This window comes from Nocardioides bruguierae (genome assembly GCF_023656415.1).
GTDB classification, from domain to species: Bacteria; Actinomycetota; Actinomycetes; order Propionibacteriales; family Nocardioidaceae; genus Nocardioides; species Nocardioides bruguierae.
Map to the genome: position 1 here is coordinate 430,214 of NZ_JAMOIL010000001.1, position 22,472 is coordinate 452,685.

The window sequence follows — 22,472 nt, forward strand, 5'->3', positions numbered from 1 at the left end:
CGGCCCCGTCACGACGCGCACACCCTAGCCGTCGGACCCCGACGCGACGCGGTCCCCCGCCGTCCCGACCCCGGCCTCGGCCGGGGTCGGGTCCGGCCCGGTGTGGGCCGCGTCCCGGATCTCGCCGACCAGCTCCTCGAGGACGTCCTCGAGGGTCGCGACGCCCACGGTCGATCCGTCGGGCTCGACGACGCGCGCCATGTGCGCCCCGCGCCGCTGCAGCTGCTCGAGCACGTCGTGCAGCAGGTCGCCGGTCTTCACGGTCGCGAACGGGCGGATCCACTTGTCCTCGACGGGCCGCCGGCGGCGCTCCTCGTCGGGCTCGAGCACGTCCTTGATGTGCAGGTACCCGACCAGGTCCTCACCGGAGACCACCGGGAAGCGGCTGTACCCGGTGGAGGCGCACAGCGCCTCGAGGTCGGCCCCGCAGGCGCCCTGCGGCGCGGTCGCGAGGTCGTCCAGGCGGATGATCACGTCGGCGACGGACTTCTCGGTGAAGCCGAGCGCACCGGCGAGCCGGTCGTACTCGTCGGCCTCCAGCAGGCCCTCGCCGCGCGACTCCTCGACGAGGGCCGCGACCTCCTCGCGGGTGAACGCCGAGTTCACCTCGTCCTTGGGCTCCACGCGCAGGGCGCGCAGGCACAGGTTCGCGACGGCGTTGAGCACCACGATGACGGGCTTGAGCACCCCGACGACCACGAGCATCGGCGGGCCGAGCACGAGGGCCGCCCGGTCGGGGCCGGCGATGGCGATGTTCTTGGGCACCATCTCGCCGAAGACGACGTGCAGGTAGGTCACCAGGCCCAGGGCGATCACGAACGCGACCGGGTGCAGCAGGGCACCGGGCAGGCCGAGCGCCTCGAAGCCGGGCTCGATGAGGTGGGCGATGGCCGGCTCGCCGACGGCACCCAGCAGGACGGAGCAGACCGTGATGCCCAGCTGGGCGCCGGCCATCATCTCGGAGACGTTCTCCATCGCGCGCAGCGTGGAGCGGGCCATCCGCGACCCGCTCTGCGCCAGGGGCTCGATCTGGCTGCGGCGGGCGGAGATCAGGGCGAACTCGGCGCCCACGAAGAAGGCGTTGAGCGCGAGCAGCAGCACGGTGAGCGCGACACCGGTCCAGTCAGACATCGGCGCCACCCCTCACCAGCGCGCGCACCTCGGACGGGGCGGGGGGCGGCGGCTCCTCGAGCAGCCGCAGGGAGGCGCGGTCGACGCGCAGGCCGTCCATGTGCTCCACCTTCACCTCGACCCAGCGCTCGGTCGTCTCGTCGTCCTCGGAGCGGTCCGGCACCGCCAGCAGCGTGGTGTCGCCGGCCACCGGGATGCGGCCCAGGAGCCGCATCACGAGGCCGCCGAGGGTGTCGTAGGCCTCGTCCTCGGGCAGCTCGACGTCGGTGAGGTCGGCGACCTCGTCCGGTCGCAGCAGCCCCGAGAGCAGCCAGGACCCGTCGCGGCGGCGTCGCGCCCGGGAGCCGGAGCGGTCGTGCTCGTCCGCGATGTCACCGACGATCTCCTCGACGACGTCCTCGAGCGTGACGATGCCGGCGTGGCCGCCGTACTCGTCGAGCACGACGGCCATCTGGAAGCCGTCCTCGCGCAGCAGCGCCATGAGGGGGTCCAGCCGCAGCGAGTCGGGCACGACGGTGGGGCGCACCATGAGGTGCTTGACCTTCGTGGTGGCCCGCTCGTGCAGCGGCAGGCCCACGGCGTTCTTCACGTGCACCGTGCCGACCACGACGTCGTCGTCGTCGAGGACGGGGAACCGGCTGTGCCCCGTCGAGCGGGTGAGGTCGATGACGGCCTGGGCGCGGTCGTTGAGCTCGAGGGTCTGGGTGCGCACCCGCGGGGTCATGATCTCACCGGCGGTGCGGGTGCCGAACTCCACCGAGCGCTCCATCAGCTCGGCGGTGTCGGCGTCCAGGGTGCCCTCGTCCGCCGAGCGGGCGATCAGCGAGGCGAGCTCGGTGGAGGAGCGCGCCGAGCGCAGCTCCTCCTGCGGCTCGATGCCGAGGCGTCGCACCAGCGCGTTGGCAGAGCCGTTCAGCACCCGGATCGGGCCGCGCATGACAGCCGTGAACAGCCGCATCGGCCGCTGCGTGGCGCGGGCGGTGGCCAGCGGCAGCGCGATGGCCAGGTTCTTCGGCACGAGCTCACCGAACAGCATCGTCAGCACGGTGCCCACGAGCAGGCCGATCACCACGGAGACCGGGCTGACGGCGGACTCGGGGACGCCGACGGCGGTCAGCGGCCCCTCGACGAGCTGCGCGATGGCGGGCTCGGAGAGGAAGCCGACACCGAGGTTGGTGACGGTGATGCCGACCTGGGCGCCCGAGAGCTGGGTGGAGAGCGAGCGCAGCGCGGACTGCACGCCGATCGCGCCGGCCTCGCCCTCGGCGGCGGCCTGGTCGACCGAGGCACGGTCGACGGTCACCAGCGAGAACTCGGCGGCGACGAAGACGCCGCAGGCCACGACGAGCGCGAGCGCCAGGAGAAGAAGGAGGAGGGGGGTCATCGGGGCTCTCCTGCGCGGTGAGGCACGGAGAGCGGGCGACTTTGAGAGCCGTCCATCGTGGAGGGTCAGGGTCCTTCACTGGTCCGGGAACGAGGAGGCACCAGCGTAACCGGTCCCCGGGTGCGCGGTCGCGCTGCCGCACACCCGGGCCGACCACGGGTGACGCCGTGCCCCGGGTGGGGCCCCGGGTGGGCCCCGGGTGGGCCCCGGGTGGACTCAGTGCTCCAGGTACGTCGCGGAGAGGTCGAGGTCGCCGTGCCCGGCGTCCACGGCCCGGGCCAGGTGCTCCCGGACGGCGGGCATGATCCCGAGGTCGACCCCGGCACCGTGCGCGGCCTCGAGGATGAGGCCGGCGTCCTTCAAACCGCCCGAGAGCGCGAAGGACGGGGCGTGCTGCTCGGCGAGCATGGCCTTGCCCTTCAGCTGCACGTAGGGGGCGTCCATGGCGCCGCCGCTCACGGCCTCGAGGAAGAGCGCGGGGTCGATGCCCAGGTCGCGGGCCAGCGTCAGCGACTCGGCGATGCCCTCGACCACGGTGAGGACCCACGCGTTGGCCGTGAGCTTCACCTTCTGCCCGTCCCCGGCCGGGCCGACCCACATGACGCGCGAGGAGATCGCGTCGAAGACCGGCGCCACGGCGTCTCGCGCCTCGTCGGGGCCCGAGGCGAGCATCACCAGGGTGCCGTCCTCCGCGGGCTTGCGGGTGCCCAGGACGGGCGCGTCGACGTAGGTCACGCCTACCTCGGAGGCGACCTCGGCCAGCGCGGCGGCGCCCTCGACGCCCACGGTGGAGCACTGGACCCAGACCGCGCCGTCGGCGAAGCCGTCACCGATGCCCCGGACGACCGTGGCGGTGGCCTCGCGGTCGAAGAGCATCGAGACCACCACGTCGGCGCCGGCCACGGCCTCGGCCGCGGACTCGGCGACCGTGGCGACGTCGGCGAGGGGCTCGGCCTTCTCGCGGCTGCGGTTCCACACCCGCACCTCCAGGCCGGCACCGGCGATGTTGCGCGCCATGCCGGCGCCCATGATGCCGGTGCCCAGCACGGCGACGACAGGGGCGGGGGTGGCGGTGGTGCTCTCGGTCACGGTTCGACCTCCAGGTCTGGCGAGACCGACGGACGGCCTCCTCGGGATGGCACACCGTCGGGGTCCGACAGTGGTTGTCCCCTTCAACCTAGGCCGGGTCGGGCCGAGGGCTGCCACCCCCGAGGGTGTCCGAGACGGCGGCCGCGTCCAGCACCCGGTACGGGGCGCCGCCACGTCGCGCACGTTCCTCCAGCGCGCGCACGGGCACGGGCGCGCGCGAGGCGACGACGACCAGGTTCCCGGGGCGCCGACCGCGCAGTGTGGCCGGCTCGGCGCTGACGCAGACCTGCGGCAGGTGCTCGCGCACCGCCGCCAGCACGTCGCGGGCCAGTGCGAAGGGCGCCTCGTCGGCGACGTTGAGCAGCGCGGTGCCGTGCGGGGCGAGGACGGCGGCCAGCGCGCGCAGGCCCGGTCCGCTCGCCAGGTCCGCGGGGACGCGCCCGTCGTCGAAGGCGTCCAGGACGACGACGTCCGCACCCTCGCGCTGCTCGCCCGCGGCGAGCGCCTCCAGGCCGGGGCGGCCGAGGACGGGTCGGACGCGGATGCCGGAGCGTGCGGGCAGCGGCGCCACCTCACGGACGGCCGCGGTGAGCGCCTCGTCGGGCTCGAGCACCGTCTGTCGCGAGCCGGGGCGGGTCGCGGCCAGGTAGCGCGGCAGGCTCAGGCCCGCTCCCCCGACGTGCACGACGCGCAGGGGCTCGCCGGGCGGCGCCAGGACGTCCAGCGCGTCGGCGAGCCGGCGGACGTAGTCGAACGGCAGGCGCGCCGGATCGGTGACGTCGACGAAGGACTGGTCCCGTCCGTCGCGCCGGAACAGCAGCCCGCCGTCGGTCTCCACCACCTCGAGGTGCTCGGGCAGCACCGGCCGGTCGGCCGGCCCGTCGTCGTCCTGCTGCCTGCGGCTGCTGCGTCCCACGCCTGCAGGCTAGAGGGCCGGGTGCCGGACACCACGACGGACTCCTGGGGGCCGGCGGGCAGGATGGCTCCATGAGTGCGTACTGGGTGAGCTGCTACCGAGAGATCTCCGACCCCGACAAGGTCGCTGCGTACGCGGCACTGGCCGCCCCGGCGCTGGAGGCGTCCGGCGGCACCTTTGTGGCGCGCGGCCTGCCGGCCAAGACCTACGAGGCCGGCCTGGAGCAGCGCACCACCGTGATCCTCTTCCCGGACGTGGAGACCGCGCTGGCTGCGCACGACTCCCCCGCCTACGCCGAGGCGCTCGAGGCCCTCGGCGACGGCGCGGTGCGCGACATGAGGATCGTGCCCGGCGTCTGAGCACCTGCCCCCTGACACGGCGACGCCCTCCCCCGCGGGCTGCGGGAGAGAGCGTCGTGCGTCCGGAGAGGCTCAGGACTGGGTGGGCACCTGCGCGGAGACGGCGTCCAGCGTGGCGATCTCCTCGGCACTCAGCGTCAGGTCGCCGATGGCCAGCAGGTCGCCCAGCTGCTCGGTGGTGCGGGCCGAGGCGATGGGGCCGGCGACGGTCTCCTGGGCGGCCAGCCAGGCCAGGGAGACGGTCGCGATGCTGACGTCGTGGGCCGCGGCGATCTCGGCGGCCGCGTCGACGACGGCCAGGCCCTCGGTGGAGAAGTAGCCCTGCGTCATCGCGCCCCGGGCGGAGGCCTTGACGTCCTCCAGCGTGCGGAACTTGCCGGTGAGGAACCCGGAGGCCAGGGCGAAGTACGGCATGACGCCGAGGCCGTTGGCCTTCGCCACGGGGGCGAGGGTCGACTCGAAGGGCTCGCGGGTCACCAGGTTGTAGTGCGGCTGCAGCGCGACGGGCAGGTCGAAGCCCTCGGCGGTGGCGATGTCGATCCACTGCTGCACGCGCTCGGCGGAGTAGTTGGAGACCGCGACGAAGCGGGCCTTGCCGGACTTCACGACCTCGTCGAAGACCGCGACGGTCTCCTCCAGCGGGGTCGACTCGTCGTCGAAGTGGGCCCAGTACAGGTCGACGTGGTCGGTCTGCAGCCGCTGCAGCGAGGCGTCGATGGCCTTGCGCACGTTGGGGGCCGAGAGACCCGGGAACTCGGGGTGCTGGGAGACCTTGGTGCCCACGAGCAGCTTGTCGCGGTTGCTGCCCTGCGCGAACCACTCGCCGATGACGGTCTCGGACTCGCCGCCGGTGTGGCCCTCGCCCCAGGCGGAGTAGACGTCGGCGGTGTCGATGAGCGTGCCGCCACCGTCGGCGAAGGCGTCCAGGACCTGGTGGGAGGCGGCGGTGTCCGCCGTCCAGCCGAAGACGTTGGTGCCCAGGACGAGCGGGTGCATGTCGATGCCGGTGGAGCCGAGGCTGACCACGATGGTGTTCCTCCTGCTGATGGGGATCAGTGCAATGTCATGACAAAAGCACGCCGGCCAGGCGGATTGTTCCGCCCGGCCGGGTGAGTGGTCGCACGCGACCAGGGGTGGTGCTCAGTGCTTGGCGTGGTGCATCTGCGGCGCGGGCAGGCTGCGCTCGACGCGGACGCGGGTGGCGATCCGGTCGGTGGCGAGCATGGCGTCCACGACCGCCTCGGGGGTGACCGGGAACGGCATGTTGTGGATGGTCTCGCCCTCGACGCAGGCGGCCTCGGCCACGGCGCGCAGCTCGGCGGTGTTCTCGGCGGTCAGACCGATCTCGGCGAGGGTGTTGGGCAGGCCGACGCGGGTGGAAAACTCCACGAAGTCGGCGAGCTCCTCGGCGTCCGCGCCCTCGAGCACGAGCTGGGTGGTGGTGCCGAAGTTGACCTTCTGGCCGTGCGAGAGGCCGTGGGTCTGCGGCGCGGCGGTGAGGCCGTTGTGGATGGCGTGCGCGGCGGCGAGGCCACCGGACTCGAAGCCGAGGCCGGAGAGCAGGGTGTTGGCCTCGACGACGGCCTCGAGCGCGGGGGTCACGACCTTGGCCCGGACGGCGTCGAGCGCGGCCAGCGCGTTCTCGTGCAGCAGGTCCCACGAGAGCTGGGCGAGCGCGGTGCCGGCGTGGGTCGGGCGGCCGCCGGCCATCGTCGAGCCGGTGCCACGCGCGGTGGCGCGGGCCTCGACCCAGGTGGCCAGCGCGTCGCCGATGCCGCCCACGAGGAAGGCGACCGGCGCGTTGGCCACGAGCTGGGTGTCGATGAGCACCAGGTCGGGGTTGTGCGGGAAGAAGCGGTACTCGATGAACTCGCCCTCCTCGGTGTAGATCACCGAGAGGGCGGAGGTCGGGGCGTCGGAGGACGCGGCGGTGGGCACCGAGGCCCAGCGCACGCCGGCGAGGTGGCCCGCGGCCTTGGCGGCGTCGATGGCGGAACCGCCGCCGACGCCGACGATCACGTCGTGGCCGCCGGACGTGATGGTCTCGACGAGCCCGTCGACCGCGCCGGGCGTCGCGAAGCGACCGAAGCCGACCCGCACGACGGCGAGGCCGGCGTCGGCGAAGCCCTTGCCGAGGGCGTCCTCGACGATGCCCCAGACGATGTCGTCGGCGACGAGCAGCGGGGTGCTGCCGAGGTTCTTCAGGTGGGTGCCGAGCTCGGCGATGACGTTCTTGCCCTGCACGTAGTGGGCGGGGCTGGACAGGACGGTGGTGGGCACGAGGCCTCCTCCAGGGGAGCGATCGGGTGGACGGCCCGTGCGGCGCTGTCGGGGTGGCGCACCGGTGGGCCGTCCTCCAGCCTGGCACGCCGAGACCGATTGCAGAATGCAACCTCTCGACATCAAGCGACAGATGTCTGACATCTCACAGCGCTCGGCGGCAGCACGGCACGGCCCGGACGCCGCACAGGGGGCTCGGCGCCCGGGCCGCTCGCCGGCCCCGGTATCCCATCGACACCGCCGACGCCCTGCGTCGGCGGCGTGTCACCGGCGCCGGGTCCAGGGACCCCCCTCTCGGGCACCCCGGTGGAGGCTCCGTCGACGCGGGTGGCGCGACGCGCGGAGTGGGCTCCGAGGTGGACGTGGTGACCCGCTCAACGAGCGTCCCCGTCCGGGGTCACGCGCCGGCCCGACTCGCCGCCCGGCCCTTCCGACCGACCGACTGTCGGACCCTCGGGCCGACCGTCAGGCCAGGTGCACGAGCGCCACGCCCCCCAGCGCGAGCAGCCAGCTGGCGAAGCTGCCGATCAGGAAGTACTCGGTCACGTCACTGGGGCCCCCGGGCGAGGGGGCGATATCCTGCGGACGCAGCTGGGCACGCTGGAGCTCGGGGAACCTCAGCAGTCCCTTGGCGGCCACCACGATGGCGGCCGCGGTGAGCTGCCCGACCCCGCCGAGACCGATGATGAACACCCGCTCCATCGGCCCGAGCACCCGGCCGCCCTTCAGCTGCTTCTCGTTGCTGGTCGCGGGCACACCGACGGCGTCGAGCAGCAGCCGGACCAGGATGTTGCCCGTGGCCAGCTGGACGAGCACGGCCCCACCCGCGACCACCAGGTCCTGGGCCGGCCAGCGCGCGGCCAGCGTCCGGCTCGTCCAGTCCGGCCACGTGACCAGGTGGTCGACGGTCTGCACCGCGAGGGCCGCGACGACCATCCCACCGAGCAGCGACCCGAACGCCAGCCAGCGCGCCGCGGCGCGGGCCCGTGCCGTCCGCGTGGGGTCGAGCGCAACCCCCGAGGCGCCGAGCCACACCGCCACGTCCCCCAGCAGCAGGACCCCCACCACCGGCCCCCACGCGCCGTCGGGACGGACGACGAGCAGGCCGACCAGCAGCACCACGGCCGCCATCGCCAGGCACACCAGCCGGCGACGCAGGCCGACCACGTCGGCCCCGGCTCGGCCCAGGTCCCCCGTGCCGAGAGCCGCCAGCCACACGCCGACCAGCACCAGGCTCATGCGCCCTCCCCAACGTCCACGCCCTCGTCCATCCCCTCGACGGTGCCGGGCTCGGCGTCGAGCAGGAGGACAGCCTCACGCACGGCACCGACACCCCGGGCGAAGGCCTGGCTGACGGCCGAGCGAGACAGGCCCAGCGCGTCGGCGACCTCCGCCTGCGTGCGCCCGGCGACGGCCAGCGCGAGCATCTCCCGGTGCCGGTCGGTGAGCCGGTCCACGAGCGCGTCGCGCACCAGCAGGTAGCCGACCACGCGCCCGGCGTCCGGGCCGACGTACCAGCTTCGCTGCCCGCTGCGGCGGGGCTGCCCGAGCACGTCGACCGCCTCGCGCGCGCTCCACCACCCCGGCCCGTCCTGGAGGAGCGGACGACGGTCGGCCTCGTGGACCGTCACCTCGCCGTGCCCGTACCCGCACCGCAGGTCGACGCCGCGGGCCAGCAGGCCCAGGCGCGCGAGCAGCCCCGCCCGGGTGGCGCCCCCGATCGTCGCGAAGGCGCCCTGCACCTCGTCGCCGACCGTCGCCTCGAAGGGCTGCACCCCGGGTACGATGGCCGAGACGCCGGCGAGGACCTCGCCCACCGCCTTCTGCGCCGCGGCACGATCGGGCAGATCGCGCGACCCGACCAGGTCACCGATCACGGTGTAGACGGCGCTCATGAGTGAAGGCTAGGGCTTCACTCGGTAGAAGTGAAGCGTCGAACTGAACTCACGATCCCGCGCCGATCGCGCAGCACCGCAGTGCGGACCCGCGTCACGGCACGACGACGATCTTGCCGACGAGTCCACGGCCGGCGAGGTCGGCGTGCGCGGCCGGCAGGTCGGCCAACGCGTGCGTCACCGCGATGACGGGACGGACCTCGCCGGCCCGGGCGAGGTCGACCAGCTCGGCGAAGATCGCCGGGGAGTGCATGGTGGAGCCCACGAGCGCCTGGTTGGCGAGGTAGAGGGAGCGGACGTCGACGCTCACCTGCGCACCGTCCAGCGAGCCGGCCACCACCCACCGTCCGCCGGGCCGCAGCAGCCCGAGGCCCCCGGAGAGCACCGGGCCGGCCACCACGTCCAGGGCCGCGTCCAGCCCCTCGGGGCAGGCGTCGCGCACGTCGTCCAGCACCCGGCCGCGTCCCCGGTCGACCACCACGTCCGCCCCGGCGGCGCGCACCGCGTCCGCCTTCGCACCACTGGAGACCGCCACCACCCGGCACCCGCGGGCCGAGGCCAGCTGCACGGCGGCCAGGCCCACGCCGCCGGAGGCACCGGTGACCAGCACGGTGTCCGCCTCCCCCGCCCCCGAGCGCGCCAGGAGCCCCAGGGCCGTGCCGTAGGCGATCGGCAGGGCCGCCAGCTCGACGTCGGTCAGGGGCGAGCCCGTCACGTCGTGCGCGCAGGACGCCGGCACCACCGCGTGCTCGGCGAAGCCGCCGTCGCGCTCGCTGCCGAGCACGTCGACGACCAGCGCGTCGGGCTCCTCGGAGTCGTACAGGGCCGGGTCGACCAGGACGCGGGCCCCCAGCGGCGGCGAGGTCACGCCCTCGCCGTGCGCGAAGACGGTGCCCGCCACGTCCCCGCCCTGGATGCGGGGGAAGTCGAGCGGGCCGAGCCAGCCACCGCGGCGCGAGGGGTCGTCGGCGGGCCCGTACGTGCCCTCGCGGGTCCACAGGTCTGTGTTGTTGCAGCCCGCCGCCGCGACGCGCACCAGCACCTCGCCCGGCCCCGGCACCGGCACCGGCACGCGCCGGGCCTCCACGACCTCCGGGCCACCGTGGGCGGTGGTGACCATCGCGAGCATGGTGGCCTCGGGGGCCGGCGGCCGGACGACGCGTGCGGACTGGTCGGGCGTGGCGGGCATCGCACGAGCCTAGGGGGACGACGGGACCGACCGGGTGGGCTCCGCGGGCCGCGCTAGGTTCGAGGCGTGCGTCCACCCACCTCCGTCCTCGTCTCCGCCGGCCTCGTTGGCGGCTACGCCACCGCCCGGTTCTCCGGCAACCGCCAGCTCGGCGGCCTCGTGCTCGGCGCCGCGGGTGCCGCGAGCGCCGTCTCGTGGAGCAAGGGGGTCGGCCCGGCCCGCGCGGCCGGGCTGCTCGCCCTGTACGTGGGCGCCTTCGGCGGCTCCCACCCGCTCGCCAAGAAGATCGGCGCCTGGCCGTCGGTCGGCGTGGTGACGGCCGGCACCGCGGCCGCGGCCCACTGCCTCGGCGACCGCCCCGCGCGACGCGCCTGAGCCGCTCAGCCGCTCCGGAAGCGAGCACGCCGGGTCGACCCCGATCTCTCGGGGTCGACCCGGCGTGTGACGGGTGCGGGAGCGGTCAGCCGCGCTGACCGCCCGAGCGGCTGCCGCCGCCCGACCGGCGCCGCGAGGCACCGGAGCGGTTGCCCTCGGGGCGACCGCCGCTGCGGGCAGCGTTCGAGCGCGCGGTACCGCGGCCACCGGCCGAGCCGGAGGACGCAGCGCCCTGGCCGCCCTGGCCACTGCGGCGCGGACGCCCGGAGCCCGAGCCCGAGCCCGCGGGGCGCCCGGACTGCTGACCGGACGCGGCGCCACCCGAGCCGCCGGCGCCGCGGCGGCGTCGACGACCGTTGCCGTTGCCGCTGCCGTTGCCGTTGCCGTTGCCACCGGAGCCCGTCTGGCCGCCCTGCTGGGGGACGGCCGGCGTCAGGTCGAGCGCGCCGCTGCGGGTGCGCTCGCCCGGGGCCAGGCTGCGCAGCACCGGGTGGCTGGGGCCGTCGACCTTGGTGGTGGTCGGCTTGATGCCGGCCGCCCGGGTCAGGTCGCGCACGTCGCGCACCTGCTCGGAGGTCATCAGGGTGACGACGGTGCCGGACTCGCCGGCGCGGGCGGTGCGGCCGGAGCGGTGCAGGTAGGCCTTGTGCTCGGCCGGCGGGTCGGCGTGCACCACGAGGGTGACGTCGTCGACGTGGATGCCGCGCGCCGCGATGTCCGTGGCGACCAGCGTGCTCGCGCGGCCGTCGGAGAAGGCGTCCAGGTTGCGCACGCGGGCGTTCTGGCCGAGGTTGCCGTGCAGCTCGACGGTGGGCACGCCGTTCTTGTTCAGCTGGCGGGCCAGGGCCTTCGCGCCGTGCTTGGTGCGGGTGAAGACGACGGTGCGGCCGGGGGCGCTGGTGAGGTCGACCAGCACCGGCAGTCGCTGGTCGCGGTCCAGGTGCAGCACGTGGTGCGTCATGGTCGAGACCGGCGCGACCGGCGGGTCGGCGCGGTGGGTCACCGGGGAGGTGAGGAACTCGCGGACGACGCCGTCTACGGCCTTGTCCAGCGTGGCCGAGAACAGCAGGCGCTGGCCGTTGCCCGGCGTGGCGCGCAGCAGACGGCGGACGGCGGGCAGGAAGCCCAGGTCGGACATGTGGTCCGCCTCGTCCAGCACCGAGACCTCGACGCGGGAGAGGTCGCAGTGCCCCTGCCCGATGAGGTCCTCGAGACGACCCGGCGTGGCGACGAGGACGTCGACGCCCTTGCGCAGCGCCTGCACCTGCGGGTTCTGGCCGACGCCGCCGAAGACGACGCGGGTGGTGAGGCCGGCGGCCTGGGCCAGCGGCTCGAGCGACTCCAGGATCTGGTTGGCCAGCTCACGGGTCGGCGCGAGGATCATGGCGCGCGGGGTGCGCGACCCGGCCCGCGGGCCGCCGGCGAGGCGGTTCACGACGGGCAGCAGGAACGCGAAGGTCTTGCCGGAGCCGGTGCGGCCGCAGCCGAGCACGTCGCGCCCGGCCAGGGAGTCGGGCAGCGTGGCGGCCTGGATCGGCGTCGGGCTGGTGATGTCGCGCGCGGAGAGGACGGTGGTCAGGGACTCGGGCAGGCCGAGGCCCTCGAAGCCGACGGTGGCGTCGGCAGTAGGGACTGACAAGAGGTGTCGCAATCTCTGGTGACGTCCCGCCGGCGACCGCGATCCCCCGGCTGGGGGGCGGTGGGCACGGAGCAGGTCCTCGTCCGCGTTCTGGTGGACGGGGGTCGCGGTGGGGCTGCGGAGGCGACCCGAGGGCCGCGCCTGCTGCGACGTGCGATCAACCCGTGGCGGGAGCTGGAGACGAGCTGATGTCCCCAGCGTACGGGTCGACCGGCCACCGCGGCGCATCCTCGACCGTGTGCTCCGGGGCACACCGGCCGCGGACCGCACTGCTCGCCCGTGGCCGGACCCGTCTCAGCCGAGGACGGTGCGGGTGCTGGCCGCGTTGACCTCGCGCTTGCGGGAGAAGGAGCCGAGGTCGATCTTCAGGCCCGTGTGCGCGCCGACGTAGGTCACCGGCGTGGCGTCGTGGTCGACCCCCTCGTCCTCGACGGCCGCGATGATCGCGGCGAGGAAGCAACCGGCGATCGGGGCGTTCTTGAACTGGTTGCCGCTGGTGCCCATGGCCACGTAGAAGCCGGGGGCGTCGGTGCGGTCGTAGATGGGCGTCCAGTCGTCGGCCACGTCGTAGACGCCGACGACCCCGGAGGGCCGGTTGGGGATGCGCAGGTCGGGCAGGCGACGGGCCGCGCGGGTCGACTGCGCCTCGTAGCGGGCGGTCGTGACGTGGTCGTCGACGGCGTCGGGGTCGTCCAGCCAGTCGAAGGGGTCGCACTCGGGCTCGGTGCCGCCCACGACCCAGGCACCGGCCGGGCCGGGCCGCATGTAGGTGCCGAGGTCGATGTCGAAGACGCCCGGCGCGACCCCCTCGGCGCCGCTGGCGTCCCACTCTGCGGGCCGGCTGAGCTGGTGCACCTCCTGGCGCAGCGGCCGCACGCCCACGGTGAACTCCGCGCCGACGCCGGCCATCGCGTTGAAGGCACCGGACCACGGACCGGCGGCGTTGACCACGACCGGCGCCTCGACCGTGCGGCCGTCGGCCAGGCCGAGGCGCCAGGTCTCCCCCACGCGCTCGGCGGAGACGACCTGGGTGCGGAACATCGTCCGCGCCCCCAGGTGCCGGGCGGCCCACGCCATGTTGTCGGCGGCCAGGCGTGGGTCGTCCATGTAGCCGGCGTCCGGGGTCCACAGGGCGCCCAGGGTCTCGGTGGCGTCCTCCCAGAAGGCGTCGTCGCTGATCGGCTTGTTGGGCCAGTAGCGGCCGGTGTCGACGTGCCCGAACCGGGCGGTCAGCGCGGCGGCGTCCAGGTGCTCGTGGGGCACGCCGACGGCGCGCAGCAGGTCGGCGCCCTGCTCGTGCGGCACGGCGGCGATGTCGAGGTGCAGCATGCCGGTGCGGTGGAAGGCGGAGAGCGCGGGGCGCTCGGCCTCGGGGAGGTCGGCCAGCCCCAGGTGCTCGGCCCACGCCTCCCACATGAACTTGGCCTCCCACGACGTGGCGACCGTGTCGTAGGTGGAGTAGAGGAAGCGGATCACCGCGCTCGACGCGCTCGAGGAGCCGAAGCCGGGGCCGGCGGCCTTGTCGATGATCAGCACGTCGCGGCCGGCGCGGGCCAGCTCGAGGGCGACGGCCGAGCCGATGACGCCGGAGCCGACCACCACGGCGTCCGCGGTCAGGGGCGAGGTGGTGGAGGTGTCGGTCATGAGGGAGTCCTCTCGGTACGGCTCGGGGTGGGGAGCGCTCAGGCGTCGACGATGATGTCGCCGTCGGGGGTGGAGCAGCAGGGCAGGAAGCGGTCGGCGGCGATCTCGCGCGGGCGGATGCCGCCCTGGTGGCGCATGTCGACGCGGCCGGCCAGGAGGGTGGACTTGCAGCTGCCGCACAGGCCCGCCCCGCAGGACGACGGCAGGCGCACCCCGGCCTCGCGGGCGGCGTCGAGCACGGTGCTGCCCGGCCCGCACGCGACCTCGCGGCCACTGCGGCCGAAGCGGACCCGGGCCGCGCCCTCGGGCACGGTGGTCACGGGCGGTGCGTCCGGGGCGGAGAGCGAGAAGCTCTCCGCGAGCCGTCGCTCGGCCGGCACGCCCGCGAGGGCCAGCGCGTCCTCGGCGTCGGCCATGAAGCCGGTGGGTCCGCAGGTGAGCACGGTGCGCTCGGCGACGTCGGGCACCAGCGCGGCGAGCGCGGCGGGGCCGAACCGACCGGCGGCCACGTACGGGGAGTCCTCCCCCGGCTCGCGCAGCAGCCACACCAGCCGCAGCCCGGGGTGGGCGGCGGCCAGCGCCTCCATCTCGGCCCGCGCCGGCAGGTCCCGCGCGGTCCGCACGCAGTGCAGCAGCACCACGTCGGTGCCACCAGGGCCGAGGACGGCCAGGTCGGCCATGGCGCGCACGGTCGAGAGCGCGGGGGTGATGCCGCTGCCCGCCGAGAGCAGCAGGTAGGACGAGGCGGGGCTCTCGGTGACGCTGAACCGGCCGAGCGGGCCCCTGGCCAGCACCCGGTCGCCCACGGCGAGCCGGTCGTGCAGGTGCCCGCTGAGCTCGCCGCCCGGCACGCGCTTGACCGTGATGGCGAGCAGGTGCGGCCGGGTCGGCGGTGAGGCGATCGTGTAGCAGCGCTCGACGACCGCGCCGCCGACGTCCACGACGAGGGTGAGGAACTGGCCGGGCACGAAGGAGAACGTGCCCGGGCGGGTGGGCTCGAGGACGAGGGTGACGGTGTCGGGGGTCTCGGGCACGCGGGCACGCACCACGAGCTCCTGGTCCAGCGGCTGCTCGAGCGGCAGCAGGCCCGCGCCGAGCGGCACGGGCAGGTCGGGCACCACGCTCAGCAGGGGCGCCGGAGGCGCCGGGGTCGCCAGGGGTGCCCTGGACGCCAGGGGTGCCGGGCTCGTGCCCGGTCCTGTCGCCACCGGGCGGCCGGGCAGGATCGGGAACGTGGTCATCGGGCGACCTCCTCGCGCATGCGGTCGGCGTACCAGGAGACGAACGCCTCCACCTGCCCCTCGGCCTCGGAGTAGGGGCCGGGCTCGTAGCCGGGGTCGGCGACCCCGGCCTGGGTGAGGGCGACGAAGTCGGCATCCTGGGCGTTGGTGGCGCGCCAGGTGGCGGTGAGCTCCTCGACGTCGTAGTCGACGCCCTCCTCGGCGTCCGCGTCGACGAGCCAGGTCGTGCGCACCAGCGTCCTGTCCACCGAGAGCGGGAGGGCCGCGAACGTGATGGCGTGGTCGGCCTGGAGGTGGAACCAGGCGTTGGGCTGGGTGTGCAGGCCGAGCCGCCCGAGCCGGAACTCGGGCAGGTCGCCCAGCAGCCGGCGCACCAGCGCGCGGCCGTCGGGGCTGAAGGACTCCCCCGCCCCGTCCAGCGGCTCGCGCTGCACGCGGAACCCGACGGAGCGGTGGACGAGGTCGTCGACCAGGGCGTGCGGCAGGCCGAGCTCCTCGCAGCGGGCGACGAGGTCGCGCTCGGCCTGGAGGTAGCGCTCGTGGTCGGCCCGCAGCCGCTCGGGCACCTGGTGCGCGGCCAGGCCCCACGTCGGGAACAGCGAGCAGAGCAGCTCGGGGTGCCCGTCGCAGTGGTAGCACTCCCGGTTGTTCTCCATGGTGAGCTTCCAGTTGCCGTCCTCGACGAGGTCGACCTGGGCGGCCACCTTGGCGGAGGAGAGCCGGTGCGGCGCGAGGTAGGGATCGACGACCTCGGCGACGCGGTCGAGGTCGTCCGGCGGGTCGGCGGCCAGGCACACGAACAGCAGGCCGGCGACCTCGCGGAGCGCGACGGTGCGCAGGCCCAGGCAGGCGGGGTCGGTGCCGGGCATCAGCTGCGGGGCGTGGCGCAGCGCGCCGTCGGTGCCGTAGGTCCAGCGGTGGTAGCCGCACACCAGGTTGCCGACGCTGCCGTGGCCGGGCTCGACCAACCGGGCGCCGCGGTGGCGGCAGACGTTGCGGAACGCCCGGACCTGCTCGTCGTCGTCGCGCAGCACCAGCACCGAGGACGGCCCCAGGTCGACCGTCAGGTAGTCCCCGGCCTCGGGCACCTCGGCGACCGAGCCGACGAAGATCCACTGCCGCTGCCAGATGAACCGCAGGTCCAGCTCGTGCAGGTCGGGGTCGGTGTAGAGCGCGGCCGGCAGCGCGTGGCCGGGCCGGCGCGCATCCAGGGCCTCCAGCAGCCGCTGCGTGGCGGGGCGGGCGTCGGCGTGCGCCGGCGGGCGGTCGATCAGGGTCACGCGGGCTCCTGGATGGTCAGACGGTGACGCAGAGACGCAGCGCGTCGTAGACGGCGGCGTGGATGTTGCGGCTCGCGACGGCGTCCCCGAGCCGGAAGAGCTGGTAGGTGCCGGCGGGGTTGCGCACAACCTGCTGCGGCCGGACGGCCAGCAGCGCGTCCTGGTCGACCTCGCCGAGGTTGGAGGAGCCGGGCACGAGCGCGTGGTAGAGGTCGTCGTTCGGCACCGTGCCGTGCTCGACGACGACGTGGTCGACCTCGCGGACCAGGGGCGAGCCGGGCGCGTAGTCGCTGGTCAGCTCGACCTGCAGAGCACCGCCGCCGCGGCTGACGGCGCCGAGGCGGCGGGCCACGGTGAGCTCGACACCGTGCTCGGCGAACGCCCGCAGGTAGGCGGGGCTGTTCATGCTGCCGACGCCGATCCCGACGGTGCGCTCGGGGGTGACCAGCTCGACGCGGGCGCCGAGGCGGGCGAGGTGCTCGGCGGCGTCCAGGGCGGGCTCGCCACCGTGGTCGTCGTAGACGAGCACCCGCGCCCCCGGCCGCACCGGTGCCCCGCCGAGCACGTCCCAGGTGTCGAGGACGAGGCCCTCCGCCGCGCCCGCGACGCCTCGGTCGGGCATCCCGCCGGTGGCCACGAGCACGAGGTCGGGGTTCTCGGCGAGCACCGTCTCGGGCTCGGCCCAGACCCCGCAGCGCAGGTCGACGCCGTGGTGCTTGGCCTCGGCCACGCGCCAGTCGACGATGCCGACCAGGTCGCGCCGGCGCAGCGAGGACGACGCCAGCAGCACCTGGCCGCCGGGGCGGTCGGCCGCCTCCAGGACGACGACGTCGTGGCCGCGCTCGCCCAGCACTCGTGCCGCCTCCAGGCCGGCGGGGCCGGCGCCGACGACCACGGCGCGCCGCCGGCGTCCGGCCGCCGCGAGCGGCGAGGGGGCGATGACCTGCGGCATCATGGCCTCGCGGCCGGTGGCGGCGTTGTGCACGCACTTGGCGTCGCCGGACTCGTAGATGGCGTCGAGGCAGTAGGAGGCGCCGACGCAGGGGCGCACCCGGTCCTCCTCGCCGCGGGCGACCTTGGCCACCAGGTGCGGGTCGGCCAGCTGCGGCCGGGTGAGCCCGACGAGGTCGAGCAGGCCCTCCCGCACGGCGTAGCGGGCCGTGGCCACGTCGGAGACCCGCGCCGCGTGCATGACCGGCATGCTCACCGCGGCCCGTACCTGCCCCGCGAACTTCAGGAACGGCGCGGCCGGCGTGCCCATCGACGGGATCGTGTCGGCCAGCCGCTTGTCGCTGTCGAGGCCGCCCTTGATGACGGAGAGGAAGTCGACGCCGTGGGCGGCGTAGCGGGCGAGCACCTCGACCGTGTCGGCCAGGCCGAGGCCGTCGGGGAGGTCCTCGTCCATGGCCATCCGCAGGCCGACGAGGAAGTCCGGGCCCACGGCGGCGCGGACCGCCTCGAGCACCCGCAGACCGAACGTGAGGCGGGCCTCGGGGTCCCCACCGAAGACGTCGTCGCGGTGGTTGGTGGCCGGCGAGGCCCAGGCGTCGAAGAGGTGGCTGTAGGACTCGATCTCGATGCCGTCCAGGCCCGCCGCCTGGCACCGTTGGGCGGCCTCGGCGTAGTGGCGCACGATGCGGTCGACGTCCCACGCCTCCGCGACCTTGGGGAAGCTCCGGTGCTGCCGCTCGCGCAGCCGCGAGGGGTAGACCAGGGGCAGCCAGTCCCCCGACATCGCGCTGGTGCGGCGGCCGAGGTGGGTGACCTGGCACATGACCGCGGCCCCGGCCTCGTGCACGTCGTCGGCCAGCCGGCGCAGCCACGGCACGACCTCGTCGGTGTAGAGCAGCATGTTGCCGAAGGCGGGCGGGCTGTCGGGCGAGACGACGGCGGAGCCGCCGATCATCGTGAGGCCGACGCCGCCGCGGGCCTTCTCCAGGTGGTAGAGGCGGTAGCGGTCCTTGGGCATCCCGTCCTGGGTGTAGGCCGGCTCGTGGGAGGTGCTGACGACGCGGTTGCGCAGGGTCAGCCCGCCCAGCGTGTACGGCGAGAGCAACGGGTCCAGGTGCGGCACGCGGCCATCCTCGGCTCACCCGGTCGTGCACGAAAAGCGCGTAAAGAAGGACGAGATCGTGCAATCATTTCGCATGATCGATCCGCGTCTGCGCGCCCTGGCGGTCGTCGCCGAGCGGGGCACCGTCACCGCGGCGGCCCAGCAGCTCGGGTACACGCCCTCGGCGCTCTCCCACCAGCTGCGCACGCTGGCCCGCGACCTGGACGTGCGGCTGCTCGAGCCCGACGGCCGCCGGGTGCGGCTCACCGGCGAGGCCGCCGTCCTGCTCTCCCGGGTGGACGACCTGTTCGCGCACTGGGAGCGCATCCGCGCCGAGGTGCAGTCCGGGCCGGGCGGCGGGCTGGGCCGGCTGCGGCTGGCGGGCTTCTCCACGGCCGCCACCGCCCTGCTGCCGGCCGCTGCGGCCCGGGTGCAGGAGGCGTTCCCCCGGTCCGTGGTGCGGATCGTGGAGGCGGACCCGGAGGTGTGCTTCGAGATGCTCCTGGCCGAGCAGGTCGACCTCGCGGTGGTCGTCACCACCGACCTGCTGCCCCCGACGAACGACCCCCGGTTCGAGCAGCAGCCCCTCATGGAGGACAGCCTCGACCTGCTGGTGCGCAGCGACCACCGGCTCGCCGCGCGGTCGTGGGTCTCGCTCACCGAGGTCGCCCGGGAGCGCTGGATCATGGACCGGCCCGGCCGGCCCTACCACCACATGGTGAGCACGGCCTGCGCGGCGGCGGGCTTCACCCCGGACCAGGCGCACGAGATCGTGGAGTGGGAGACGGGTGCCGCCCTCGTCGCTGCCGGGTTCGGCGTGATGCTCGTGCCGCGGCTGGCGCGGGTCGCGCACGACGAGCGGCTGAGCCGCGTGCCGCTGCGCGGCTCGGCGACACCGGTGCGGCACGTGCGCACCTCGGTGCGCCGTTGCACCGCCGACCGCCCGGAGATTGCGCTCGCGCTCACCGAGCTGCAGCGCGTGGCGAGCGAGATCTCCGAGGCGTCGGCGGAGGGGATGGACGAGGTGCTCAGCCCTGGCCGAGGGTGATGCCGCACTCGCTCTGGGCGTGCTCGGAGATGGCCGAGGCGGCCTCGCTGACCTTCGCGGAGGTGAGGGAGGAGAGCTCCTCGCCGACGGCGATGACCTGCTCCTGGGTCACGCCCTCGGGCAGCTGGCCGGTGGTGCTGAGGGTGCTGAGGTCCTCGAGCGTGAGGTCGTTCTCGTCGAGGGCCGTGCGCACCTGGTCGGCCATGTCGGTGAGCACGGTCCACTGCTCGGCGACCTCGTCGGGCGCCTCGGCCGCGAGGGTGTCGAAGGCGGTGAAGGCCTGGTCGAGGCTGGCGGGGTCGTCGCCGGAGAGGCCGCTGAGGTCCTCCTGCGTGGAGGTCAGGTCGGCGCAGTAGTCGCCGGAGCCGGCGCCGTCCTCGCTCGCAGCGCTCTCCTCCGCGGCAGCCGAGGAGTCACCGGAGGCCTCCTCGTCGGAGCCGCTGCAGCCGGCGAGGAGCAGGGCGGTGGGCAGGACCGCCGCGACGGCGACGGCGCGCAGGCCGGGGTGACGGCTGGACCGCTGGCGGGTGGTTCGCAGGGTGGTCATGACCCCGAGCCTGCCTGACGTGACGCCGGGACAACAGTCCGGATGCGCCGACGCCCGGCCGGACCGCGAGGGTCCGACCGGGCGTCGAGGTGCTTCCGCGAGCTCCCCGGGGGGTGCTCGCCGTGGCTCAGGCCAGGTCGAAGCGGTCCGCGTCCATCACCTGGGTCCAGGCGGAGACGAAGTCCCGCACGAGCTTCTCCTTGGCGTCGTCGGCCGCGTAGACCTCGGCGACGGCGCGCAGCTCGGAGTTGGAGCCGAAGAGCAGGTCGGCACGGGTGCCGGTCCACAGCTTCTCGCCGGTGGCGTCGGAGACGCACTCGTAGGTGCCCTCGGCGCCCTCGACCGGCTTCCAGGTGTTGCCCAGGTCGAGCAGGTGGGCGAAGAAGTCGTTGGTCAGCGCGCCCGGGGTGGCGGTCAGGACGCCGGCGTCGGTGCCCTGGTAGGTGGCGCCGATGGCGCGCAGGCCGCCGAGGAGGACGGTCATCTGCGGGGCGGAGAGGCCCAGCAGGTTGGCGCGGTCGACCAGCTCGAACTCGGCCGGACGCTCGGCGGACTTGCCCACGTAGTTGCGGAAGCCGTCGGCGGCGGGCTCGAGGTAGGAGAAGGACTCCACGTCCGTCTGCTCCTGGGTGGCGTCGCCACGACCGGTGGTGACGTCGACGGTGACCTCGACGCCGGCCGCCGCGGCGGCCTGCTCGACGCCCACGGAGCCACCGAGGACGACCACGTCGGCGAAGGACACGGTGATGCCCTGGGCCGCGACGGTCTCGACGACGCCCTCGAGGGTGGCGATGACGCCGCGCAGCTTCTCGGGCTCGTTGACCTCCCAGGTGACCTGGGGCTCGAGGCGGAGGCGACCACCGTTGGCGCCACCGCGCTTGTCGGAGGAGCGGAAGGACGAGGCGGCGGCCCACGCGGTGGTGACCAGCTGCTGGATGCTCAGGCCGGTGGCGGCGATCGCCGCCTTGACCTTGACGACCTCGGACTTGGTCAGGGCGGTGCCGGCAGGCACCACGTCCTGCCAGAGCAGGGTCTCGGCGGGCACCTCGGGGCCGAGGTAGCGCGCCAGCGGGCCCATGTCGCGGTGCGTCAGCTTGAACCACGCGCGGGCGAAGGCGTCGGCAAACTTGGCCGGGTCCTCGTAGAAGCTGCGGGCGATCGGCTCGTAGATCGGGTCGAAGCGCAGCGAGAGGTCGGTGGTGAGCATCGTCGGCTTCTTGTTCGGCTCGCCGTGGGCACCGGGGATGGTGTCCTCGGCGTCCTTGGCCACCCACTGGTGGGCACCGGCGGGGCTCTTGGTGAGCTCCCACTCGTAGCCGAAGAGGTTGTGGAAGAAGCCGTTGCCCCACTGGGTCGGGGTGGTGGTCCAGGTGACCTCGAGGCCGGAGGTGACGGTGTCGACGCCCTTGCCGGTGCCGTAGCCGTTCTTCCAGCCCAGGCCCTGGTTCTCCAGCGGCGAGGCCTCCGGGTCCGGGCCCATCTTGTCGTCGGCGTGGGCGCCGTGGGTCTTGCCGAAGGTGTGGCCACCGGCGATGAGCGCGACGGTCTCCTCGTCGTTCATCGCCATCCGACCGAAGGTCTCGCGGATGTCGCGGGCGGCCGCCAGCGGGTCCGGCACGCCCTCGGGGCCCTCGGGGTTGACGTAGATGAGCCCCATCGTGGTGGCGCCGAGCGGCTTCTCCAGCTGGCGGTCGCCGGTGTAGCGCTTGTCGGTGCCCAGCCACTCGGTCTCCGAGCCCCAGTACACGTCGTTGTCGGGCTCCCACACGTCGGCGCGGCCGCCGGCGTAGCCGAACGTGGTGAAGCCCATGTCCTCGAGCGCGGCGTTGCCGGCGAGGATCAGCAGGTCGGCCCACGAGATGGACTTGCCGTACTTCTTCTTCACGGGCCACAGCAGACGACGAGCCTTGTCCAGGCTCACGTTGTCGGGCCAGGAGTTGAGCGGGGCGAAGCGCTGCTGGCCGGCGCCGGCGCCGCCGCGTCCGTCGGTCACGCGGTAGGTGCCCGCGGAGTGCCAGGCCATGCGGATCATCAGGGGGCCGTAGTGGCCGAAGTCGGCCGGCCACCAGGCCTGCGAGGTGGTGAGCACCTCGACGACGTCCGCCTTGACGGCGGCCAGGTCGAGCGCCGAGAAGGCCTCGGCGTAGTCGAAGCCCTCGTCCATCGGGTCCTTGGCCGGGGCGTGCTTGGCCAGGATGTTGAGGTTCAGCCGGTTCGGCCACCAGGTGTTGTTCGGGTCCGCGGTGAGCGGCGAGGGCAGCGTGTCGCCGTGCGCGACGGGGCAGCCGCCGGCCGCGCCGGGCGCCTCTACCGGCTCGTCCGTGGTGATCTGCCCGTGCTCGTTGCCGGGGGTGGGCTCCGTGGTCATGCGCTGTCCTTCCAGTGGGGTGCCGTGGGGCGGG

General features: G+C 74.4%; 19 protein-coding genes. 3 read left to right on the forward strand and 16 right to left on the reverse strand.

The genetic code is table 11. The annotated features are described in order from the left end of the window. Positions 1-24 precede the first annotated feature (24 nt). The 4 genes from M8330_RS02110 to M8330_RS02125 form a co-directional block, all read right to left on the reverse strand. A complete protein-coding gene (locus M8330_RS02110; RefSeq protein ID WP_250825980.1) occupies positions 25-1,131 on the reverse strand; it encodes a hemolysin family protein in 1,107 nt (368 codons plus the stop codon). Beyond that, positions 1,124-2,515: a hemolysin family protein gene (locus tag M8330_RS02115; protein WP_250054597.1), complete on the reverse strand. Its 1,392-nt coding sequence runs from the start codon at positions 2,513-2,515 to the stop codon at positions 1,124-1,126. The genes M8330_RS02110 and M8330_RS02115 overlap by 8 nt, the downstream gene beginning before the upstream one ends. A gap of 216 nt (positions 2,516-2,731) precedes the next feature. Continuing rightward, positions 2,732-3,604 (reverse strand): NAD(P)-dependent oxidoreductase, encoded by an 873-nt coding sequence (locus M8330_RS02120; RefSeq protein ID WP_250825981.1) that lies wholly within the window; start codon positions 3,602-3,604, stop codon positions 2,732-2,734. An 88-nt stretch (positions 3,605-3,692) separates the two neighbouring features. Then, positions 3,693-4,520 (reverse strand): spermidine synthase, encoded by an 828-nt coding sequence (locus M8330_RS02125; RefSeq protein ID WP_250825982.1) that lies wholly within the window; start codon positions 4,518-4,520, stop codon positions 3,693-3,695. Positions 4,521-4,591: 71 nt separating this feature from the next. Here M8330_RS02125 and M8330_RS02130 point away from each other — a divergent pair, with 71 nt between their 5' ends. Next, positions 4,592-4,879: a DUF1330 domain-containing protein gene (locus tag M8330_RS02130; RefSeq protein WP_250825983.1), complete on the forward strand. Its 288-nt coding sequence runs from the start codon at positions 4,592-4,594 to the stop codon at positions 4,877-4,879. 72 nt (positions 4,880-4,951) lie between these two features. On the opposite strand, the gene M8330_RS02135 is transcribed toward M8330_RS02130, so the two are convergent. The 5 genes from M8330_RS02135 to M8330_RS02155 form a co-directional block, all read right to left on the reverse strand. Then, positions 4,952-5,875, reverse strand: coding sequence for an aldo/keto reductase (locus M8330_RS02135; RefSeq protein ID WP_284704163.1), 924 nt, complete (start codon positions 5,873-5,875; stop codon positions 4,952-4,954). Between the two features lie 144 nt (positions 5,876-6,019). After that, the gene (locus M8330_RS02140; RefSeq protein WP_250825985.1) at positions 6,020-7,159 is read right to left on the reverse strand and encodes a glycerol dehydrogenase; all 1,140 of its coding nucleotides are present in this window, start codon (positions 7,157-7,159) and stop codon (positions 6,020-6,022) included. Between the two features lie 465 nt (positions 7,160-7,624). Beyond that, on the reverse strand, positions 7,625-8,398 hold the full coding sequence (locus M8330_RS02145) for a hypothetical protein (RefSeq protein WP_250825986.1): 774 nt from the start codon (positions 8,396-8,398) through the stop codon (positions 7,625-7,627). Beyond that, the gene (locus M8330_RS02150; protein WP_250825987.1) at positions 8,395-9,054 is read right to left on the reverse strand and encodes a SatD family protein; all 660 of its coding nucleotides are present in this window, start codon (positions 9,052-9,054) and stop codon (positions 8,395-8,397) included. The genes M8330_RS02145 and M8330_RS02150 overlap by 4 nt, the downstream gene beginning before the upstream one ends. 94 nt (positions 9,055-9,148) lie before the next feature. Beyond that, positions 9,149-10,243 carry a zinc-binding dehydrogenase gene (locus tag M8330_RS02155; RefSeq protein WP_250825988.1) on the reverse strand — a complete coding sequence of 365 codons (1,095 nt, stop codon included), beginning with the start codon at positions 10,241-10,243 and terminating at the stop codon, positions 9,149-9,151. 66 nt (positions 10,244-10,309) lie between these two features. On the opposite strand from M8330_RS02155, the gene M8330_RS02160 reads away from it, so the two are divergent. Further along, positions 10,310-10,618, forward strand: coding sequence for a hypothetical protein (locus M8330_RS02160; protein WP_250054609.1), 309 nt, complete (start codon positions 10,310-10,312; stop codon positions 10,616-10,618). Positions 10,619-10,703: 85 nt separating this feature from the next. Here M8330_RS02160 and M8330_RS02165 read toward each other — a convergent pair whose 3' ends face one another. The 5 genes from M8330_RS02165 to M8330_RS02185 form a co-directional block, all read right to left on the reverse strand. Then, positions 10,704-12,257: a DEAD/DEAH box helicase gene (locus tag M8330_RS02165; protein ID WP_250825989.1), complete on the reverse strand. Its 1,554-nt coding sequence runs from the start codon at positions 12,255-12,257 to the stop codon at positions 10,704-10,706. A 294-nt stretch (positions 12,258-12,551) separates the two neighbouring features. Continuing rightward, entirely contained in the window at positions 12,552-13,901 is a 1,350-nt protein-coding gene (locus tag M8330_RS02170) for an NAD(P)/FAD-dependent oxidoreductase (protein WP_250825990.1), read from the reverse strand. A 38-nt stretch (positions 13,902-13,939) separates the two neighbouring features. Further along, complete coding sequence (locus M8330_RS02175) at positions 13,940-15,142, reverse strand: FAD-binding oxidoreductase (RefSeq protein ID WP_250825991.1); 1,203 nt, start codon at positions 15,140-15,142, stop codon at positions 13,940-13,942. After that, on the reverse strand, positions 15,139-16,422 hold the full coding sequence (locus tag M8330_RS02180; protein ID WP_250825992.1) for an aromatic ring-hydroxylating oxygenase subunit alpha: 1,284 nt from the start codon (positions 16,420-16,422) through the stop codon (positions 15,139-15,141). Before M8330_RS02180 ends, M8330_RS02175 begins: the two co-directional genes overlap by 4 nt. Positions 16,423-16,438: 16 nt before the next feature. Further along, entirely contained in the window at positions 16,439-18,496 is a 2,058-nt protein-coding gene (locus tag M8330_RS02185; protein ID WP_250825993.1) for an oxidoreductase, read from the reverse strand. 73 nt (positions 18,497-18,569) lie between these two features. On the opposite strand from M8330_RS02185, the gene M8330_RS02190 reads away from it, so the two are divergent. Next, positions 18,570-19,523: a LysR family transcriptional regulator gene (locus tag M8330_RS02190; protein ID WP_250825994.1), complete on the forward strand. Its 954-nt coding sequence runs from the start codon at positions 18,570-18,572 to the stop codon at positions 19,521-19,523. Here the strand turns inward: M8330_RS02190 and M8330_RS02195 are convergent. Both M8330_RS02195 and katG read right to left on the reverse strand, forming a co-directional pair. Then, the gene (locus M8330_RS02195) at positions 19,504-20,070 is read right to left on the reverse strand and encodes a hypothetical protein (RefSeq protein ID WP_250825995.1); all 567 of its coding nucleotides are present in this window, start codon (positions 20,068-20,070) and stop codon (positions 19,504-19,506) included. The two genes, M8330_RS02190 and M8330_RS02195, sit on opposite strands and share 20 nt — an antisense overlap. A 127-nt stretch (positions 20,071-20,197) precedes the next feature. Continuing rightward, positions 20,198-22,438 carry a catalase/peroxidase HPI gene (katG, locus tag M8330_RS02200; RefSeq protein ID WP_250825996.1) on the reverse strand — a complete coding sequence of 747 codons (2,241 nt, stop codon included), beginning with the start codon at positions 22,436-22,438 and terminating at the stop codon, positions 20,198-20,200. Between the last annotated feature and the right edge of the window lie 34 nt (positions 22,439-22,472).

Coding starts and splice junctions, on each gene's coding strand:
- M8330_RS02110 (WP_250825980.1), bottom strand. CDS start 1,131: ATGTCTGACTGGACCGGTGTCGCGCTCACCGTGCTGCTGCTCGCGCTC.
- M8330_RS02115 (WP_250054597.1), bottom strand. CDS start 2,515: ATGACCCCCCTCCTCCTTCTTCTCCTGGCGCTCGCGCTCGTCGTGGCC.
- M8330_RS02130 (WP_250825983.1), top strand. CDS start 4,592: ATGAGTGCGTACTGGGTGAGCTGCTACCGAGAGATCTCCGACCCCGAC.
- M8330_RS02135 (WP_284704163.1), bottom strand. CDS start 5,875: ATGCACCCGCTCGTCCTGGGCACCAACGTCTTCGGCTGGACGGCGGAC.
- M8330_RS02145 (WP_250825986.1), bottom strand. CDS start 8,398: ATGAGCCTGGTGCTGGTCGGCGTGTGGCTGGCGGCTCTCGGCACGGGG.
- M8330_RS02150 (WP_250825987.1), bottom strand. CDS start 9,054: ATGAGCGCCGTCTACACCGTGATCGGTGACCTGGTCGGGTCGCGCGAT.
- M8330_RS02155 (WP_250825988.1), bottom strand. CDS start 10,243: ATGCCCGCCACGCCCGACCAGTCCGCACGCGTCGTCCGGCCGCCGGCC.
- M8330_RS02170 (WP_250825990.1), bottom strand. CDS start 13,901: ATGACCGACACCTCCACCACCTCGCCCCTGACCGCGGACGCCGTGGTG.
- M8330_RS02175 (WP_250825991.1), bottom strand. CDS start 15,142: ATGACCACGTTCCCGATCCTGCCCGGCCGCCCGGTGGCGACAGGACCG.
- M8330_RS02190 (WP_250825994.1), top strand. CDS start 18,570: ATGATCGATCCGCGTCTGCGCGCCCTGGCGGTCGTCGCCGAGCGGGGC.
- M8330_RS02195 (WP_250825995.1), bottom strand. CDS start 20,070: ATGACCACCCTGCGAACCACCCGCCAGCGGTCCAGCCGTCACCCCGGC.
- katG (WP_250825996.1), bottom strand. CDS start 22,438: ATGACCACGGAGCCCACCCCCGGCAACGAGCACGGGCAGATCACCACG.